Source organism: Aureimonas pseudogalii (assembly GCF_014196835.1).
GTDB classification, from domain to species: Bacteria; Pseudomonadota; Alphaproteobacteria; order Rhizobiales; family Rhizobiaceae; genus Aureimonas; species Aureimonas pseudogalii.
Genome location: NZ_JACIEK010000001.1, coordinates 962,735 through 978,652, shown reverse-complemented (window position 1 = coordinate 978,652; position 15,918 = coordinate 962,735). Strand labels below are relative to the sequence as shown.

Sequence of the window (15,918 nt, the reverse complement as noted above, 5' to 3'; positions counted from 1 at the left end):
GGCTCGGCCTTCACGTGTGAGACGAGTGGAAAGGCCGGCGCGGCGACGCGCCGGCCCTTTTCTATTTCGCATCCCGTCTCGCCTTCGCCCCACGGCCCTTGTCCGGCGGGGCAGGGCGACTTACCAAGCTGGCGAACCGGAACGGGAAGACGGACGAACCCATGCGCCTCGGCGGACGGATCGCTGCGGCGGTCGAAATCTTGGACGACATGGCGGCGCGCCGCCGCCCGGTGGCCGACGCCTTGAAGGACTGGGGCCTGTCGCACCGCTTCGCGGGATCGGGCGACCGCTCGGCGATCGGCAATCTCGTCTACGACGTGCTGCGGCGCCGGCGCTCGCTCGCCCTTCGCATGGGCGAGGAGGGCGCCGCCGCGCTCGTCTACGGCGCGGTGATCGACGCCGGCACGGCGCCCGCCGCCCTCGCGCTGGCGATCGAGGGCGACCGCTTCGCCCCGCCGCTGCCACTGAGCGAGCGCCTCGACGCCTTCTCCGCGACCCAGGATGCCGGCGAGGGCGCCGCCGCGGCCGACCTGCCGGACTGGCTGGCCGAACCCTTCGCCGCTTCGCTCGGGGGCGATTGGGTGGCCGAGGCCCGCGCCCTTTCGGCCCGCCCGCCGCTGGACCTTCGTGCCAATCTTCTCAAGGCGACGCGGGACGAGGTGCTGGCCGAGCTCGCGCCCTTCGGCGCCTTGCCGACCCCGCTTTCGCCCTGGGGCCTTCGCATCGCCCCGATCGTCGGCGACGGACGCCATCCCAACGTGCAGGTCGAGCGCGGCTTCCAGATCGGCACGTTCGAGATCCAGGACGAGGGCTCGCAGATCGCGGCGCTTCTCGCCGGGGCCAAGGCGGGCGAGCGCGTCCTCGATTATTGCGCGGGGGCCGGCGGCAAGACGCTGGCGCTCGCGGCCGTCACCGGCAACGCGGCCGAGATCCAGGCCTTCGACGCCGACCGGCAGCGCCTCGCCCCGATCTGGGACCGTCTGGCGCGGGCCGGCGCATCGAGCGTCACCGTCCACGCCCCGCGCGACGATCTCTCGCCCCTTCACGGCGCGATCGACCTCGTGCTCGTCGACGCGCCCTGCACGGGCGCCGGCACCTGGCGCCGCCGGCCCGACGCCAAGTGGCGGCTCACCGAGGCGCAGCTTGCCCGGCGCACCGCCGAGCAGGACAAGGTGCTGGCGAGCGCCGCGCCCTTCGTGCGCCCCGGCGGGCGGCTCGCCTACGTCACCTGCTCGGTGCTGCGCGAGGAGAACGCCGCGCGCGTCGAGGCCTTTCTGGCGGCGAATGCCGGCTGGCGACTCGCCGACGGCGAGGCGATCTGGCGCGAGGCGCTGCCGGGCATCGAGCCTGCCTATCACACGGAGCGCATCGGCGACGGCGCCGTGCTGACGCTGACGCCGGCGCGCTCGAACACCGACGGCTTCTTCTTCGCGATGCTGGAGCGAAGCGCGTGAGGCGCTGGATCTCCCTCGCCGTCTTCTTGGCGATCTCGCTCGGCGGCGGCCTCCTCATCGGAGCGCGCAACACGCCGGACGACTGGTATCGCGGGCTGGCCAAGCCCTGGTTCAACCCGCCCGACTGGGTCTTCGCGCCGGCCTGGACGATCCTCTACGTGCTCATTGCGGTCGCCGGCTGGCTCGTCTGGCGGGCCGGCAACCGCCGGGCGCTGACGGCCTGGGGCGTGCAGATGGCGCTGAACTTCCTGTGGTCGCCGCTCTTCTTCACCGCTCACGCGACGCTGCCGGCGCTCGTCGTGATCCTCGGTCTCTTGGTGGCGATCCTCGTCTTTCTCACGCGCACGGCGATCGCCGAGCGCGGGGCGTTCTGGTGTTTCCTGCCCTACGCCGTCTGGGTCTCCTACGCCGCGCTCCTCAACGGCGCGATCTGGCGGCTGAACGGATGAGTGCCGCGCCCGCGCTCGAGACGATCGGCGGACGCCGCGTCCTCTTCGCGATGGCCGCGCCCGCCGAATACGGTGCGGCGCTGCAGGCGCGCATCCGCCCGCTCTTCATCGGCATCGGGCCGATCGAGGCGGCGGTGGAGACGACGTGGGCGCTGGCGGCCTGCGAGGCAGCGGGTGCGCGGCCCGACCTTCTGGTCTCGCTGGGCTCGGCGGGCTCACGCACGCTCGAACAGGGCCGCATCTATCAGGCCTCGTCCGTTTCCTGGCGCGACATCGACGCCTCGCCGCTCGGCTTCGCGAAGGGCGTGACGCCGCTGATCGACCATCCCGTCGCCGTGCCGCTGGCGACGCCGATCGCGGGCCTGCCGACCGCCCGGCTCTCGACGGGCGCGGCGGTCGTCACGGGTGCCGCCTATGATGCGATCGACGCCGACATGGTGGACATGGAGACCTTCGCAGTCTGGCGCGCCGGCCAGCGCTTCGCGGTGCCGATCTTGGCGCTGCGCGGCATCTCCGACGGCGCGGCGGAACTGCGCCGCTACGAGGACTGGACGCATCTCCTGCCGGTGGTCGACGCCGGCCTCGCCGACGCCGTGGATCGTCTGGCGGCGGCGCTGGAGAGCGGCGCCGCCTGACTTTGCCCAACTCCCTTACTGCGCCGCGAGGAACTCGCCGACTTCGAGCCGGACGAACTCGGTGTCGTCGGCCTTGTCGATCTGGCGGCCGGCCGAATAGGGGAAGTTGTTGTCGTTGGCGACGACGATATGCGTGTCGTCGATCCGGTCGACGTTCTCGATCGTCACGAAGGGCATGTCGTAGACGCCCTCCACGCTGCCCTGGCGCGCGACGCCCTTGGGGTCGGCGATGTCCATGAGGTCGATGTACCCGATCTTGCGCACGGCGCCGCCGACATTGGCCTCGTTCATCTCGATCTTCACGATGCGCTTCAGCTTGGCCGGCGCGGCGAAGCAGTCGGCCTTCGGATCGCCCGCGCAGCCTTGCGCGGCGCGGCCCGCGCCGTTGTCGCGTTCGATGACCAGTGCCGTGGTGGCGTCCAGCATGTTGAAGTCGCCGATGGCGGCGCCCCCCGCGGCCAGCGGATAGAGCCAGGAGCGTCCGGTCCAATCGCCCTTCGCGGTGTCGAACTCGGCGATGCGCAGCGCCGTGCGCCCGTCCGCCACCGTCTCGGGCTTGCCGTCGACGAAGAGTGGGCCCTCAATCAGCCCGTAGGCATGCGCCCCGTCCTTCGCGAGCGCGAGGCCCTCGAAGCCGCCGGAGCGCTTGAGGTTGAACTCGGGCAGCGGCTTGGTGGGGTCGGCCGGCAGCGCGAGGGCGGGATGGTCGGGCGAGCGCACGGCGCGGTCCCCGATCCGCGTCTCGGTGGCCGAGCGCAGAACGCCCGCCTTATCGAAGCTCAGGAGATAGGGACCGAACTCCTCGCCGACGAGGAAGCCGTCGGCGGTCGGCTGGATCGATTCGACGTCGAAGTCGGCACCGGTGAGATAGCGCGTGTCGGTGCCCTCCAGCACGATCGGGAAGGGCGCCCGCTTGTCGGGATCGCGCAGAAACACGGTCTCGCGGCGGTCCACCGTGCCGGCCGTCCAGTCGATGGCGACGTGGTGCAGCATCAGCGCCGCGTCGCTCGAATTGGCCTTGGCGCCGAAGCCGTTGTCCGACAGGCTCCAGAACGTGCCGTCCGGCATGGTCTTGATGCCGGAGAAGCCCTGCACCGACTGGCCCGCAAGCGGCAGGCCGGCGCCGGTGGGGCGCAGGCCGTCCTTGCCCGCCACCGTGCCGAGCGCCTCGGTGCGGTGGCGGTCGGGCGTCGTGAACTTGCCGGCATGGCGCAGGTGCTCCGGCGCGTCGGCCGGCGCATCCACCAGCGTCTGCGCCGGCAGCACGGCCTGTCCGGTGAGCACGGCGGGAAAGCGCCGGCCCTCGGCCGCGTCGCCGTCGGCCAAGGCAGGCCCGGCGCAGAGCGCGGTGAGGGCGGTGGCGGCGGCGAGAATCGTCTTCATGGCGGGCTCCGGATCGCGAGTTCGAGCCGCACCAGACCCATGGTCGATGACAGGCGATTGACCGGGCGGTGACCGCGCGATGACAAAGCGCATCGCGCTCACCGGGCGCCGCCACCCGGCGCGGCGGCGACAAGGGTCTTGCCTTTTGGGAGCCCTTATCTAGAAGTCCGCCATGACCCAGCACCCCGACACCATCCTCATCGTCGACTTCGGCTCCCAGGTGACGCAGCTCATCGCGCGCCGCGTGCGCGAGGCCGGCGTCTATTCCGAGATCGTGCCCTTCCAATCGGCCGAGGAGGGCTTTCGCCGGCTGAAGCCGCGGGCGGTGATCCTGTCGGGCTCGCCCGCCTCGACGATCGACGTCGATTCCCCCCGCGCCCCCGACGCGATCTTCGAGGCCGGGGTGCCGGTTCTCGGCATCTGCTACGGCCAGCAGACGATGTGCGCGCAGCTCGGCGGCAAGATCGAGGGTGGCCTCCACCGCGAGTTCGGCCGCGCCTTTCTCGAGGTGCAGAAGCCCTCGCCGCTCTTCGAGGGCATCTGGGCCGAGGGCACCCGCCATCAGGTGTGGATGAGCCATGGCGACCGCGTCACCGCGCTGCCCAAGGGCTTCGAGATCGTCGCCGCCTCGCCCGGCGCGCCGTTCGCCGCCATCGCCGACGAGGGCCGGCGCTTCTACGGCGTGCAGTTCCATCCCGAGGTGGTGCACACGCCGGACGGCGCCAAGCTCATCTCCAACTTCGTCCACAAGATCGCGGGTCTCGCCGGCGACTGGACGATGGCCGCCTTCAAGGAGCAGGCGATCGAGGAGATCCGCGCCAAGGTGGGTTCGGGCCGGGTGATCTGCGGCCTGTCGGGCGGCGTCGATTCATCCGTCGCGGCCGTGCTGATCCACGAGGCGATCGGCGACCAGCTCACCTGCATCTTCGTCGATCACGGCCTCTTGCGCATGAACGAGGCCGAGGAGGTCGTGGCGATGTTCCGCGACCACTACAACATCCCGCTCGTGCACGTGGAGGCGCAGGATCTCTTCATCGACGCGCTGGAGGGCGAACTCGACCCCGAGGTGAAGCGCAAGACGATCGGGCGCCTGTTCATCGAGACCTTCGAGGCCGAGGCGAAAAAGCTCGGCGGCGCCGACTTCCTGGCGCAGGGCACGCTCTATCCCGACGTCATCGAATCGGTGTCCTTCACCGGCGGGCCGTCCGTCACCATCAAGTCGCACCACAATGTCGGCGGTCTGCCCGAGCGCATGAACATGAAACTCGTGGAGCCGCTGCGCGAGCTGTTCAAGGACGAGGTGCGCGTGCTCGGGCGCGAGCTCGGCCTGCCCGAGCAGTTCGTCGGCCGCCAGCCCTTCCCGGGTCCGGGCCTCGCCATCCGCTGCCCCGGCGGCATCACCCGCGCCAAGCTCGAGATCCTGCGCCAGGCCGATGCGATCTATCTCGATGAGATCCGCAAGGCCGGGCTCTACGACACGATCTGGCAGGCCTTCGCGGTGCTCCTGCCGGTGCAGACGGTGGGCGTGATGGGCGACGGGCGGACCTACGAGTTCGTCTGCGCGCTGCGCGCCGTCACCTCGGTCGACGGCATGACCGCCGACTTCTACCCGTTCGACATGACCTTCCTCGGCAACACGGCGACGCGCATCATCAACGAGGTGAAGGGCATCAACCGCGTCGTCTACGACGTCACCTCCAAGCCCCCTGGTACGATCGAGTGGGAATGAGCGGATCTCGGACGGCCGGGGCGGACGCGAGGACGCGGGTCTGCGTTTCGGACGGATAGCCCAAAGCCCGAGGTTGCGCCGCGTCACAACCACTCCCGACCATGATCGAGGGAGTTGGGGAACCACGTCCCCGCTGGATAGGAATGATGGGCGCCCCCGTGGTGTGACGACCGCCGGCTCGCGATCGTTGTCGAAGAGTTGCTTCGCTGCGCTTGAGGGTTGCAGAGGGGCGATAAAAAATTATTTGTTTTGGCAGGAAAATATGGGATCGAATGATTGTATCGTAACTGAAATTTATTAATAATATTTGGTGTGCGATTAACATTTGCTTATGTCGGGCATGTCATTTCTCCGTGATGGATCGGCCTCGTCCGCCGCTCCGAACACTTGCGGGGATAGCATGAAGACGACGATGACACTGAAGCTCGGTGCGAGCTTTGCCGCCATTCTTGCGATGACCGGCGCCGTCGGCTATCTCGGCGTGCGCGGCGTGGCCGGCGGCGACGATACGCTGGCCCGCTTCCATGCCGTTCCCTTCCTGGAAGTCGACAACTCGCGCATGGCGCAGGGCGCGCTATCGGACATGCGTCGCAGCGTGATGCAGTCGATCACGCTCGACGACGAGGCTGCGATGGCCGAGGCTCGGTCGATCTACGACCGGTCCTGGGGCGAGATCGACCGGGGCATGGATGCGGTCATGGGCGTCCTCGACGACGAGGCCCAGGTTGCCTTCAAGGATCTTCGCCCCTCGCTCGTGGAACTGCGCAAGCTTTCCGACGAAACCTACGCCGCCGGGCTCAAGGCCAACGGCAGCGCGGCGCTGACGAGCTTCGTCGCCACCGAAGAGAAGCGCGCCGCCTTCGCCGAGAAGCTCGACCAGTTCGAGGCCGCCCTGCCGACCGTAGCGCGTGCCGACGCAGCCGTGACCCGTGCCTTCGACGCCGCGCGTCTTGCCACGCTACGTGCACAGCTCGACATGATGGGAACGATCGTCCTGCCCGAGGATGCGGCGATCGCGCGCTACAGCGCCGAACTCGACAGGGAGAACGCCCAGCTGCGTGCGAGCCTGTCGTCGATCGCCGCCGCCGCCGGCACCGCCGTGCCCGCCGACCTCGCGAGTGCCTGGACCGACGCCTTCGGCCTCATGCGCGAAAATGCCGACGAGGGGGTCGAGAACTGGACCGTGAAGGCGTCCGCCCTGCTGGACGACAAGTTGACGCCGCTGGCGCGCGCCATCGACAAGCGGCTCGACGATCTCAACGGGTCGGTCAACGAGGATGTGCAGCTGTTCCTGTCCTCGTCCCGCGACGACTACGCGAAGACCTCGACCACGCTGCTCTCTCTCGTGGCGGCCGCCGTGCTGCTCGGCGGGGCGGCGGCGACCTGGATGGCGCTCTCCATCCGGCGCGGGCTGAAGCGTGCGGTGCAACTCGCTGACGACATCGGGGCGGGCGACGTGTCGCAGCGGGTCGAGGCGAAGGGCAGCGACGAGATCGCCGACCTCCTGCGCTCGATGAACGCGATGAGCGTCAAGCTGTCGGAAATCGTCGGCGACGTCACGAGTTCGGCGGTTCAGGTGGCGGCGGGCTCGAGCCAGTCGGCGGCCACCGCCGCGCAGCTCTCCTCGGGTTCGGCCGAGCAGGCTGCGGCCTCCGAAGAGGCCTCGGCCGCGGTGGAGGAGATGACCGCGAACGTGCGCCAGAACGCCGACAACGCCGGCACCACCGAGAAGATCGCGGCGCAGGCGAGCCTCAACGCCGGCAAGTCGGGCGCCGCGGTGGCCAAGTCGGTGGAGGCGATGCGCGTCATCACCGAGAAGATCCAGGTGGTGCAGGAGATCGCCCGCCAGACCGACCTTCTGGCGCTGAACGCGGCGATCGAGGCGGCGCGGGCGGGACCGCACGGCAAGGGCTTCGCCGTCGTGGCCTCGGAGGTGCGCAAGCTCGCCGAACGCTCCCAGCAGGCGGCGCAGGAAATCGGCGCGCTGTCGGGCGAGACGCTTGCGGCATCGGAAGAGGCGGGTCAGATGCTGTCGGCGCTCGTGCCCGACATCGAGCGGACCTCGGAGCTCGTCTCCGAGATCTCGGCGGCTTGCCGCGAGCAGTCGGTGGGCATCGACCAGATCAACCAGGCGATCCAGCAGCTCGACCAGGTGACGCAGTCCAACGCCGGCGCCGCCACCGCCATGTCGGCCACTGCGGACCAGCTCTCCGCCGAGTCGGCACGGCTGGAAACGCGCGTCGCCTTCTTCAAGGTGCGGCGCGATGCGTCCGCTTCGGCGCCGTCGCGCCAGGACAGCGTCGACGTGTTGCAGGCGAGGGTTCAGGCCTTTGGTGCCACGCATGCGCCGAAGGCCGCGGCCGCCGCCCGCAAGGCCCCGATCGACGCCGGCTTCGACATGGCGCTCGACAGCGATTTCGAGCGCCGGAGCGCCTGAGCCGTTCACGTCTCAACCAGGCCGCCGGGCGGCGAGGCTCGGCCTCCGCTCCCACGACCTCTCCCCCGGATCCCCGCGGCCTTGCATGCGTGGCGAGCGGACCGGGAAAACCGTGGGGATGATCGTGAAGGAATGATCGGGCCGACGTCGTCGCGTAGAGCAAGGACGCGGCCGTGGCGGTGACGCGACCCGCCTCGACGAGACATTCGCGCGAGCGATGGATCGTCTGGCGCGGTGCCACGTTAAGCGCACCGGAGACCTCGGAGGGATGACCGTCCCTCGGCCGCCGAGAAGGGTGTAACCGTGGACGACAGGCTACGCCCGAGCGTCGAGGACGAGATCGACATTCCGTCGGGAAGCAGCCGGGATCCGTTCGCCTCGGCCGTGCGCACGACCCGGATGCCGATGGTGATCACCGACCCGAGGCGCCCCGACAACCCGATCGTCTTCTGCAACGACGCCTTCGTGGACCTCACCGGCTACCCGCGCGACGAGGTTCTCGGGCGCAACTGCCGTTTCCTGCAAGGGCCCGCGACCCGCGACGACGCCGTCGCGAAGCTGCGCGGGGCGATCTCGGTGCCCGAGCCCACCCAGGTCGACATCCTCAACTATCGCAAGGACGGCACGACCTTCTGGAACGCGCTGCTTCTGTCGCCGGTCTTCGAGGGTGGAGACCTCGTCTACTTCTTCGCCTCGCAGATGGACGTGACCGACCGCAAGCGATCCGAGGAGCACGCCTTTCTGTTGCAGCGCGAGCTCGACCATCGCGTCAAGAACACGCTGGCCACGGTCCAGACCCTCGTCGAGCAGACGCTGCGCCGGGCGACGGTGCCGACGGACGTCGCCGCGTCCGTCGCGGGGCGCCTTCGCGCGCTTGCCCGCAGCCACGACGTGATGACGCGCGAGGCCTGGGGATCGGCGCTGGTCGGCGACGTCGTGCGCGGCGCGCTCGACCCGCTCCACGATCAGGTGGCGGAGCGGCTCGAGGTGGAGGGCCCCGACGTTCGCATCAAGCCGCGCATCGCCACGATGCTGTCGCTCGCCGTGCACGAACTCGGCGAAAACGCGCGCCGCCACGGGGCGTTGTCCAACGCGGCGGGAACGGTGTCGATCCGCTGGACGGTCGCGGACCGGCACTTCCATCTGACATGGCAGGAGGCGGGCGGGCCGCCCGTGACGGCGCCGGCGACACCCGGATACGGGGTGAAGATCATCGAGCGCGTGCTCGCGGCCGAGTTCGGCGGCACGGCCGAGCTTCGATTCGCCGGGGACGGCGTCGTGTTCCAGCTCGATGCGCCCGCCGATGGCCTCGGCACGGAACAGTCGGAATGGAAGGTTCCCTGACGCCGCCCGCCTCCCCGCCCGCTTCGACGTAAACCCATCCGCAGTCTCGTCTTCGAGAGTCCCGTCATGACGCAGCCCGTTCTTCCCATCCCCGCCGGACCGGTCGCGCCCCCCTGCACCCTCGTGATCTTCGGCGCGGCGGGCGATCTCACCAAGCGCCTCCTCGTGCCCGCGCTCTACGACCTCGCCGCCGCCGGGATGCTCGACGGGTCGATGCGTGTGCTCGGCGTCGACCGGGCCGAGATGGACGACCGAACCTGGGCGAACGGGATCTCCCGCGCCCTGCACGACCTCGCCGCCGACCCCGGCGCCGAGTTCAACGCCGGCACCATCCGCGAGGAGATCTGGGGTCCGCTGCGCTCGCGCTTTTCCTACCTGCGCGGCGACATCACCGTTCCCGCCACCTTCGAGGCGCTGGGCCGCCGTCTCGAAGGCAGCGCCGTCTTCTACTGCGCCGTGTCCTCGCGCTTCTTCTCGCCGATCGTTCTCGGGCTCGGCCGGGCCGGACTGCTGGGCGAGAGCGAGGGCGCCTTCCGCCGCCTCGTGGTGGAAAAGCCCTTCGGCAGCGATCTCGCCTCGGCGCGCGCCCTCGACGCCGAGCTTCTCTCGGTGGCCGCGGAGAGCCAGATCTATCGGATCGATCATTTTCTCGGAAAGGAGACGGTGCAGGCGATCCTGGCGCTGCGCTTCGCCAACCGGATCTTCGAGCCCGTCTGGTCGGGCGAACATATCGACCATGTCGAGATCACCGCCGCCGAGACGCTCGGCGTCGAGGAGCGGGGCGGCTTCTACGAGCGGGCCGGTGCGCTGCGCGACATGGTGCCGAACCATCTCTTCCAGCTTCTGGCGATGCTCGCCATGGAGCCGCCCGAGAGCCTCGCGGAGAAGCCAGTGCGCGATGCCAAGGCCCGTCTCCTTGCCGCCGTGCGTCCGGCGGAGCCGGGCGATGCCGTGCGCGGGCAGTACGGCGCGGGCACGCTGAACGGCGAGGCGCGCCTCGCCTACCGCGACGAGCCGAACGTCGCGCCGGACAGCGCCATCGAGACCTATGCCGCGCTCAAGCTGACGATCGATGCGCCGCGCTGGGCGGGCGTGCCGTTCTACCTGCGCACTGGCAAGCGCCTCGCCGCGCACCGCACCGAGATCGTCGTCACCTTCAAGCCCGCCTCGCACCCGCTCTTCGCGGAAGCCGGCGGCGGCACGCCCGCGCCCAACCGGTTGATCCTCCAGATCGACGGAGAGAAGAGCGTGCGAACCGAGTTCCAGACCAAGCGGCCCGGCCCGGGATTGGTCCCGGCGTCGGTCGCGCAGGTCTTTCGCCACGACGAGTTCTTCCAGCGCACGCCCAATGTCGGCTATGAGACTCTGCTCCACGCCTGCATGAGCGGCGACGCCACGCTCTTCCAGCGCGCCGACTCGATCGAGGCCGCCTGGGCCGTGGTCGAGCCGCTGATCGAGGCTTGGAGCCAGGGCAGCCCGGAGCTCTACGCGGCGGGCTCGGACGGGCCGGCGGGCGCCGACGCGTTGCTGGCGCGAGGCGGCCACCGCTGGACGCCGCTCGGCGACGACCCGGACGCGCGCGTCGATGGCGGGCCGGTAGCGAGGCCCGCCGCTTGAGCGCCGGCTCTCCGATCGTCGACCCCGCCGAGGAGCAGCGCCTGCGCGAAGCCGACGACGCGGAGGGGCGCCGCCGCGAGCCTTGTCTCTTCCGGAGCCGAGGAAGCACCTCGCGCAGGGACGGACCCGCCTGGCGTACCCTGCCGCACAACCATGCCCGCTTGCTCGGCTATCGCTGGCGCGAGGATGGCATCACCGGCTTCTGCGACGTGCGCCAGCATGGGCGCCTCCTGTCGCCCGGGTTCTGGAACGGCGTCGGCGCGGTCCGCAGGGAGCGCTTGTCCGGCCTCGCCGACGTAAAGGGAAATCACGGCGAGGAGGTGAAGGAGATCTGGTGGAACCTCGGCGCCGCGCCGATCCATCCCGACCAGCGGCGGCTCCACCGCGATCCGCAAGCGCCCGTCCCCTATGCCGACTCCCTGGCCGAGGACACCCGGCGCCAGGGTGCGGACGCGCGGGAATGCGGGATCGAGGACAGCGCCGTCTCCCCCGAGCCGCGGTCTTTCGACGTCGAGGTCGCCTGTGCCAACGAGGCGCCCGGCGACATCCTGACCTCGCCATGAGCGTCGAGACGCTGATCGCCGAGTACGGGCTGCCTGCGATTTTCCTTGCGGCGGGGATCGAAGGCGAGACCGCCGCGGTGCTGGCCGGATTGATCGCCCACCGCGGAACCCTGCCGTTCCCGCAGGTCGCCGTGGCGGTCGCGCTCGGTTCGTTCGTCGCCGACCAGATCTTCTTCCTCTGCGGCCGCTACTTCCGTGATGCCGGCTTGGTTCGGCACCTCAGCGCCAAGCCGTTCTTCGCCCGGGCTCTCGCCGAATTCGACAAGCGCCCGGTGCTCTTCACCTTCGGCTTCCGCTTCGTCTACGGGTTTCGAACCGTCAGCCCCGTCGCCATCGGAACCACGCGCCTCTCGGTGCGGCGCTTCCTCGTGATCAACGCCGTCGCGGCCGCGACCTGGGCGCTCCTCTTCGTTTCCGCCGGCTACTGGTTCGGCCATGGCATCGAAGCGCTGTTCGGTCGTCTGAAGTCCGAGCACGCGCTTCTCGCGGGGCTGGCGGGCGCCGGATCGGTCGCGCTCGGTTTCGCCGTCTGGATGCGGCACCGCTGGCGCAAGGATTAGGGCCTTCGCGGCGAGACCGGGAGCATTGTCGTCGAACCTCAGATGGTTGAAGCGCTTCGCTGGCGCGGCCGAGGTCCAAGCGAGAGCACCGTCCCGATCGCGTCGCCCAAGCGATCCGTCCCGGCATCGGCCGAGGCATCGGGCCATGCCGGGGTCGGCTTCCACCGCCGCTCGGCGAGACACCGATCCCCGTCGATGCGGCCCTTCGTCCCGAACGCTGCGCGCGCCGGCCGACGAACGTCGGGACCGCTCGGCGGATGCGAGCGTGTCCCGGTCGATCTCGACCCATGGGACTCTCGGGCGGGGAGCGTCGAGGTTGGCCGAGGCGACGCGCCGCGTCTCAGCCCCCGTACTGGGTGTGGGTGACCGGCTCCATCCAGGTGGCCGCTGCGCCATCGACGACCTCGGCGATCGCGATATGCGTCATCGCCTGGCCGGCCTGCGCGCCATGCCAGTGCTTGACGCCAGCCGGGATGGTGACGATGTCGCCGCGCTTGATCTCCTGCCGCGGTCCGTCCGAAGCCTGCACGAAGCCGGCGCCGTCGATGACGATCAGCGTTTGTCCGGCGGGGTGGCTGTGCCAGTTGGTGCGCGCGCCCGGTGCGAAGACGACCGTTCCGCCGCCCAACCGGCCGGGGGCCGCCGCCTTGAACGTACCTCCGAGGCGGACGTCGCCCGTGAAGTTCTCGGGAGGATTGGGCTTGAAATCTTCCACCGCCTCGGTCGGCACGACCGAGATGCGCGGGGTGTCCTGCGCCAGCGCTGCGGCGGCGAGAAGGGTGGCGGATGCGGTCGTGGTTGCCATGAGCGTCATGGTGCCTCTCGTTGCTGGCATCGGATGAGAGTCGGCGACGGGATAAGTGTCGGCCTATCCGGGTCTTCACCCGCGCCTCGTCATGATCATCCGAATTTAGGCTACCCCCGTCCGGTCGATTAGGGTGCACGAACGACATGCACTTATGTGTGGAATCGATTAATCCGGTTCGCCGATGGACGACGCGTGTCCTCGGGCCGTTGCGAAGCGCCGCCCGAGTTCAGTCGCGATGGCGCAGCGCGTCCACCACGAGGCGGAAGGCGGCAGAGGGCTGGTGGCGGCTGGGATAGTAGAGGAAATAGCCGGGAAACGGGTCGCACCAGTCCTCGAGCACGCTGACCAGGGCGCCGGAGCGCACGAACGGCTGCACGTAATCGGCGGGCAGATAGGCGAGGCCCGCCCCCTCCAGCGCCCCCAGCCTGGCCAGCGTGTTGGAATTGACGAGAAGCTGGCCCTCGACGCGCACGTTGACGGCCTCGCCCGCCTTCTCGAACTCCCAGATCGCCCATCCGCTGGTCGCGGTGTAGCGCAGGTTGATGCAACTATGCGCAGCGAGATCGTGGGGCGTCGCCGGCGCCCTTCGGGCCGCAAAGTACCCAGGCGATCCGACGATCGCCATGCGCATGTCCGGGCTGATGCGGGCCGCCACCATGTCCTGCGCCACCGTGTCGCCGAGGCGCACGCCGGCGTCGAAGCGCTCGGCGACGATGTCGATGAAACCGGCATTGACGCTGATCTCGACGCGAAGGTCGGGATAGTCCGGCAGGAGCTTGGCGACGACGGGCAGAATGATGCCCTCCGCCGGCGTGTCGCCGACGGTGATGCGCACGGTGCCCGCCGGTTTGTCGCGCACCTCCGTCAGGGCGGCGAGGCCGGCCTCGATCCCGTCGAAATGGGGCGCGATGGTTCGCAGCAGGCGCTCGCCGGCCTCGGTGGTCGAGACGCTGCGCGTGGTGCGGTTCAGAAGACGCACGCCGAGCCGAGCCTCGAGTTCGCGCACGGTGTGGCTGAGCGCCGGCTGCGAGATGCCGAGCTCCTTCGCCGCCCGGGTGAAGCTGCCGGCCCGGGCCACGGCCAGGACGGCGAGGAGGCCGCCGACATTCTCGCGCACGGATTGATAATCCTCGTCTATCACTTCATGCGCGATCTAACGGGTAATCGGCTGTGGGTCCAGACGATAGGTGTCGGGGGCGTGCAAGCGCGGCATCGTTCCGCACGGCCGGCCGGCGCACCTCGAACGAGAGCGCCGCACCCCGCCCGCACCTCGATCGCGAAGGAAATCCCCATGTCGTCATTCCCCCGTTTCACCGGCAAGGTCGCGCTCGTCACCGGCGCGGCCAGCGGCATCGGCCGCGCCGCCGCCCTCGCGTTCGCGGCCGAGGGCGCGCGTGTCGCCGTTCTCGATCGCAGCGAGGATGCCCTGCGCGGCACCGCCGATGCCCTCGCGAAGGCGGGCGGCGAGGTGCTCGCGATCGCCTGCGACGTCTCCCGGCCGGACGAGGTGGAGGCGGCGCTTGCGCGTGTCGTGGAGCGGTTCGGCCGGCTCGACTGCGCCTTCAACAATGCCGGCGTCGAGAACAAGGCGACGCCGCTGCACGAGATCGAGATCGAGGAATGGGACCGCATCCTCGACGTCAACCTGCGCGGCACCTTCCTCTGCATGAAGCACGAGATTGCGCAGATGCTGCGCCAGGGCGGCGGGGTCGTGGTGAACACCGCGTCGGGCGCGGGCGTGCGCGGCGTCGCGGGCGGCGCCTCCTATGCCGCGTCGAAGCATGCGATGATCGGCATGACCAAGTCCGCCGCGCTCGACTACGCCCGGCGCGACATCCGCGTGAACTGCGTCCTGCCCGGCAACGTCGCGACGCCGATGATGGACCGCTTCACCGACGGCGACATTCAGAAGGCGATCGACCTCGAGCCGGTCGGCCGGCTCGGCCAGCCGGAAGAGATCGCCGAGGCCGTCCTCTGGATGTGCTCCGACCTCGGCGCCTTCGTCACCGGCGCCTCGATCGCCGTCGACGGCGGCTGGTCGCTGTGAGCCCCGGTGAAGAGAAGGCTGCACCCGAACATCGACAAGAGGCACCTTGGAATGCGCAAAGCTCCCGTCGCCGCCGTCATCCTCACGTTGCTCTCGGCAGAAACCGTCATGGCTGAAGACCGCATCCGCATCACGTCGCCCTGGGGCGAGGTGATGGCCGATCTCGCCGACAACGAGGCCGCCCGCGCGCTTGCGAGGATGCTGCCGATCACCCTCCGGATGAGCGACCATCTTCGCCAGGAGAAGACGGGCGATCTGCCGTCGCCGCTGCCGGAGGTGCCCCGCCAGCGCGATTTCTCGCCGGGAACGCTCGGGCTCTGGGGATCGGGCGACTTCGTGATCTACTATCGCGGCGGCCGCGTTCCCCGGCCGGGTATCGTGGTTCTCGGACAGGTTGATGGAGACGTCTCGATCTTCGACCGGCCGGGGGAGGTCGAGATCCATCTCGCGCCGCTTGCACCCTGACGCGCATCGGCTTGGCGGGCGTGGTCGTTGGCCGTCCCGGCCTTCGCGGTTGACGCGGAACCGCTGACGGAAGCGGGGAGATGTGTCATCTTCGCGCCATCACCGCGTCCGCGGGAGGGGCACGACCCCTGTGATCGAAGGAAGCTCGAGATGCCCCATGTCGTCGTGAAGCTCGGCGCCGGACGATCCGAAGAGATGAAGCAGGCGCTCGCCCGCAGGATGGCGGAGGCGCTCACCTCCACGATCGGCTGCGGCGAGGATGCCGTGTCGGTGGCCATCGAGGACGTGCCGATGGCGGAATGGACCAAGGCCGTCTACATTCCCGAGATCGAGCCGAACCTCGATCGACTTTACGTCAAGCCCGGCTACGGACGGACCTGACGGCGGGCACCAGGGGGCATTGGGGGCGCGAATAGGTGCGCCCCCG

At 69.7% G+C, this 15,918-nt stretch carries 15 protein-coding genes; 12 read left to right on the top strand and 3 right to left on the bottom strand.

The window, feature by feature from the left end; translation table 11 throughout:
- Window positions 1-161 precede the first annotated feature (161 nt).
- Genes GGR04_RS04490 through GGR04_RS04480 form a run of 3 tightly spaced genes read left to right on the top strand, consistent with a single transcriptional unit; the run spans window position 162 to window position 2,538 of the window.
- Window positions 162-1,454, top strand: a complete 1,293-nt coding sequence (locus tag GGR04_RS04490) for an RsmB/NOP family class I SAM-dependent RNA methyltransferase (RefSeq protein ID WP_183198252.1) — start codon at window positions 162-164, stop codon at window positions 1,452-1,454.
- Complete coding sequence (locus GGR04_RS04485) at window positions 1,451-1,903, top strand: TspO/MBR family protein (RefSeq protein ID WP_183198250.1); 453 nt, start codon at window positions 1,451-1,453, stop codon at window positions 1,901-1,903. The genes GGR04_RS04490 and GGR04_RS04485 overlap by 4 nt, the downstream gene beginning before the upstream one ends.
- Window positions 1,900-2,538, top strand: coding sequence for a 5'-methylthioadenosine/S-adenosylhomocysteine nucleosidase (locus tag GGR04_RS04480; protein WP_183198248.1), 639 nt, complete (start codon window positions 1,900-1,902; stop codon window positions 2,536-2,538). Before GGR04_RS04485 ends, GGR04_RS04480 begins: the two co-directional genes overlap by 4 nt.
- Before the next feature lie 15 nt (window positions 2,539-2,553).
- On the opposite strand, the gene GGR04_RS04475 is transcribed toward GGR04_RS04480, so the two are convergent.
- On the bottom strand, window positions 2,554-3,921 hold the full coding sequence (locus GGR04_RS04475) for an esterase-like activity of phytase family protein (protein WP_183198246.1): 1,368 nt from the start codon (window positions 3,919-3,921) through the stop codon (window positions 2,554-2,556).
- Window positions 3,922-4,093: 172 nt separating this feature from the next.
- Between GGR04_RS04475 and guaA the strand changes: the two genes are divergently transcribed.
- The 6 genes from guaA to GGR04_RS04445 all read left to right on the top strand — a co-directional run bounded on the left by guaA (window position 4,094) and on the right by GGR04_RS04445 (window position 12,171).
- Complete coding sequence (guaA, locus tag GGR04_RS04470; protein WP_183198244.1) at window positions 4,094-5,650, top strand: glutamine-hydrolyzing GMP synthase; 1,557 nt, start codon at window positions 4,094-4,096, stop codon at window positions 5,648-5,650.
- 400 nt (window positions 5,651-6,050) lie between these two features.
- Window positions 6,051-8,087 (top strand): methyl-accepting chemotaxis protein, encoded by a 2,037-nt coding sequence (locus tag GGR04_RS04465; protein ID WP_246392666.1) that lies wholly within the window; start codon window positions 6,051-6,053, stop codon window positions 8,085-8,087.
- A 303-nt stretch (window positions 8,088-8,390) separates the two neighbouring features.
- On the top strand, window positions 8,391-9,431 hold the full coding sequence (locus tag GGR04_RS24385; RefSeq protein WP_183198241.1) for an HWE histidine kinase domain-containing protein: 1,041 nt from the start codon (window positions 8,391-8,393) through the stop codon (window positions 9,429-9,431).
- Between the two features lie 66 nt (window positions 9,432-9,497).
- Window positions 9,498-11,048, top strand: coding sequence for a glucose-6-phosphate dehydrogenase (gene zwf / locus GGR04_RS04455; protein WP_183198239.1), 1,551 nt, complete (start codon window positions 9,498-9,500; stop codon window positions 11,046-11,048).
- Complete coding sequence (locus GGR04_RS04450) at window positions 11,045-11,611, top strand: hypothetical protein (protein WP_183198237.1); 567 nt, start codon at window positions 11,045-11,047, stop codon at window positions 11,609-11,611. Before zwf ends, GGR04_RS04450 begins: the two co-directional genes overlap by 4 nt.
- Window positions 11,608-12,171: a DedA family protein gene (locus GGR04_RS04445; RefSeq protein ID WP_183198235.1), complete on the top strand. Its 564-nt coding sequence runs from the start codon at window positions 11,608-11,610 to the stop codon at window positions 12,169-12,171. Before GGR04_RS04450 ends, GGR04_RS04445 begins: the two co-directional genes overlap by 4 nt.
- A gap of 340 nt (window positions 12,172-12,511) precedes the next feature.
- Here GGR04_RS04445 and GGR04_RS04440 read toward each other — a convergent pair whose 3' ends face one another.
- Both GGR04_RS04440 and GGR04_RS04435 read right to left on the bottom strand, forming a co-directional pair.
- A complete protein-coding gene (locus tag GGR04_RS04440; RefSeq protein WP_183198233.1) occupies window positions 12,512-12,985 on the bottom strand; it encodes a (R)-mandelonitrile lyase in 474 nt (157 codons plus the stop codon).
- A gap of 220 nt (window positions 12,986-13,205) precedes the next feature.
- Window positions 13,206-14,096, bottom strand: coding sequence for a LysR family transcriptional regulator (locus GGR04_RS04435; protein ID WP_183198231.1), 891 nt, complete (start codon window positions 14,094-14,096; stop codon window positions 13,206-13,208).
- A 174-nt stretch (window positions 14,097-14,270) separates the two neighbouring features.
- Here GGR04_RS04435 and GGR04_RS04430 point away from each other — a divergent pair, with 174 nt between their 5' ends.
- The 3 genes from GGR04_RS04430 to GGR04_RS04420 all read left to right on the top strand — a co-directional run bounded on the left by GGR04_RS04430 (window position 14,271) and on the right by GGR04_RS04420 (window position 15,872).
- Window positions 14,271-15,026, top strand: coding sequence for an SDR family NAD(P)-dependent oxidoreductase (locus tag GGR04_RS04430; protein WP_183198229.1), 756 nt, complete (start codon window positions 14,271-14,273; stop codon window positions 15,024-15,026).
- 51 nt (window positions 15,027-15,077) lie between these two features.
- Window positions 15,078-15,491, top strand: a complete 414-nt coding sequence (locus GGR04_RS04425) for a cyclophilin-like fold protein (RefSeq protein ID WP_246392665.1) — start codon at window positions 15,078-15,080, stop codon at window positions 15,489-15,491.
- 150 nt (window positions 15,492-15,641) lie between these two features.
- On the top strand, window positions 15,642-15,872 hold the full coding sequence (locus GGR04_RS04420; RefSeq protein WP_183198226.1) for a tautomerase family protein: 231 nt from the start codon (window positions 15,642-15,644) through the stop codon (window positions 15,870-15,872).
- Window positions 15,873-15,918: the final 46 nt, after the last annotated feature.

What these genes read in the sequence shown, in the direction of transcription:
- GGR04_RS04490 (WP_183198252.1), top strand. Translation starts at nt 162, where the DNA reads ATGCGCCTCGGCGGACGGATCGCTGCGGCGGTCGAAATCTTGGACGAC.
- GGR04_RS04480 (WP_183198248.1), top strand. Translation starts at nt 1,900, where the DNA reads ATGAGTGCCGCGCCCGCGCTCGAGACGATCGGCGGACGCCGCGTCCTC.
- GGR04_RS04475 (WP_183198246.1), bottom strand. Translation starts at nt 3,921, where the DNA reads ATGAAGACGATTCTCGCCGCCGCCACCGCCCTCACCGCGCTCTGCGCC.
- guaA (WP_183198244.1), top strand. Translation starts at nt 4,094, where the DNA reads ATGACCCAGCACCCCGACACCATCCTCATCGTCGACTTCGGCTCCCAG.
- GGR04_RS04465 (WP_246392666.1), top strand. Translation starts at nt 6,051, where the DNA reads ATGAAGACGACGATGACACTGAAGCTCGGTGCGAGCTTTGCCGCCATT.
- zwf (WP_183198239.1), top strand. Translation starts at nt 9,498, where the DNA reads ATGACGCAGCCCGTTCTTCCCATCCCCGCCGGACCGGTCGCGCCCCCC.
- GGR04_RS04445 (WP_183198235.1), top strand. Translation starts at nt 11,608, where the DNA reads ATGAGCGTCGAGACGCTGATCGCCGAGTACGGGCTGCCTGCGATTTTC.
- GGR04_RS04440 (WP_183198233.1), bottom strand. Translation starts at nt 12,985, where the DNA reads ATGACGCTCATGGCAACCACGACCGCATCCGCCACCCTTCTCGCCGCC.
- GGR04_RS04430 (WP_183198229.1), top strand. Translation starts at nt 14,271, where the DNA reads ATGTCGTCATTCCCCCGTTTCACCGGCAAGGTCGCGCTCGTCACCGGC.
- GGR04_RS04425 (WP_246392665.1), top strand. Translation starts at nt 15,078, where the DNA reads ATGCGCAAAGCTCCCGTCGCCGCCGTCATCCTCACGTTGCTCTCGGCA.
- GGR04_RS04420 (WP_183198226.1), top strand. Translation starts at nt 15,642, where the DNA reads ATGCCCCATGTCGTCGTGAAGCTCGGCGCCGGACGATCCGAAGAGATG.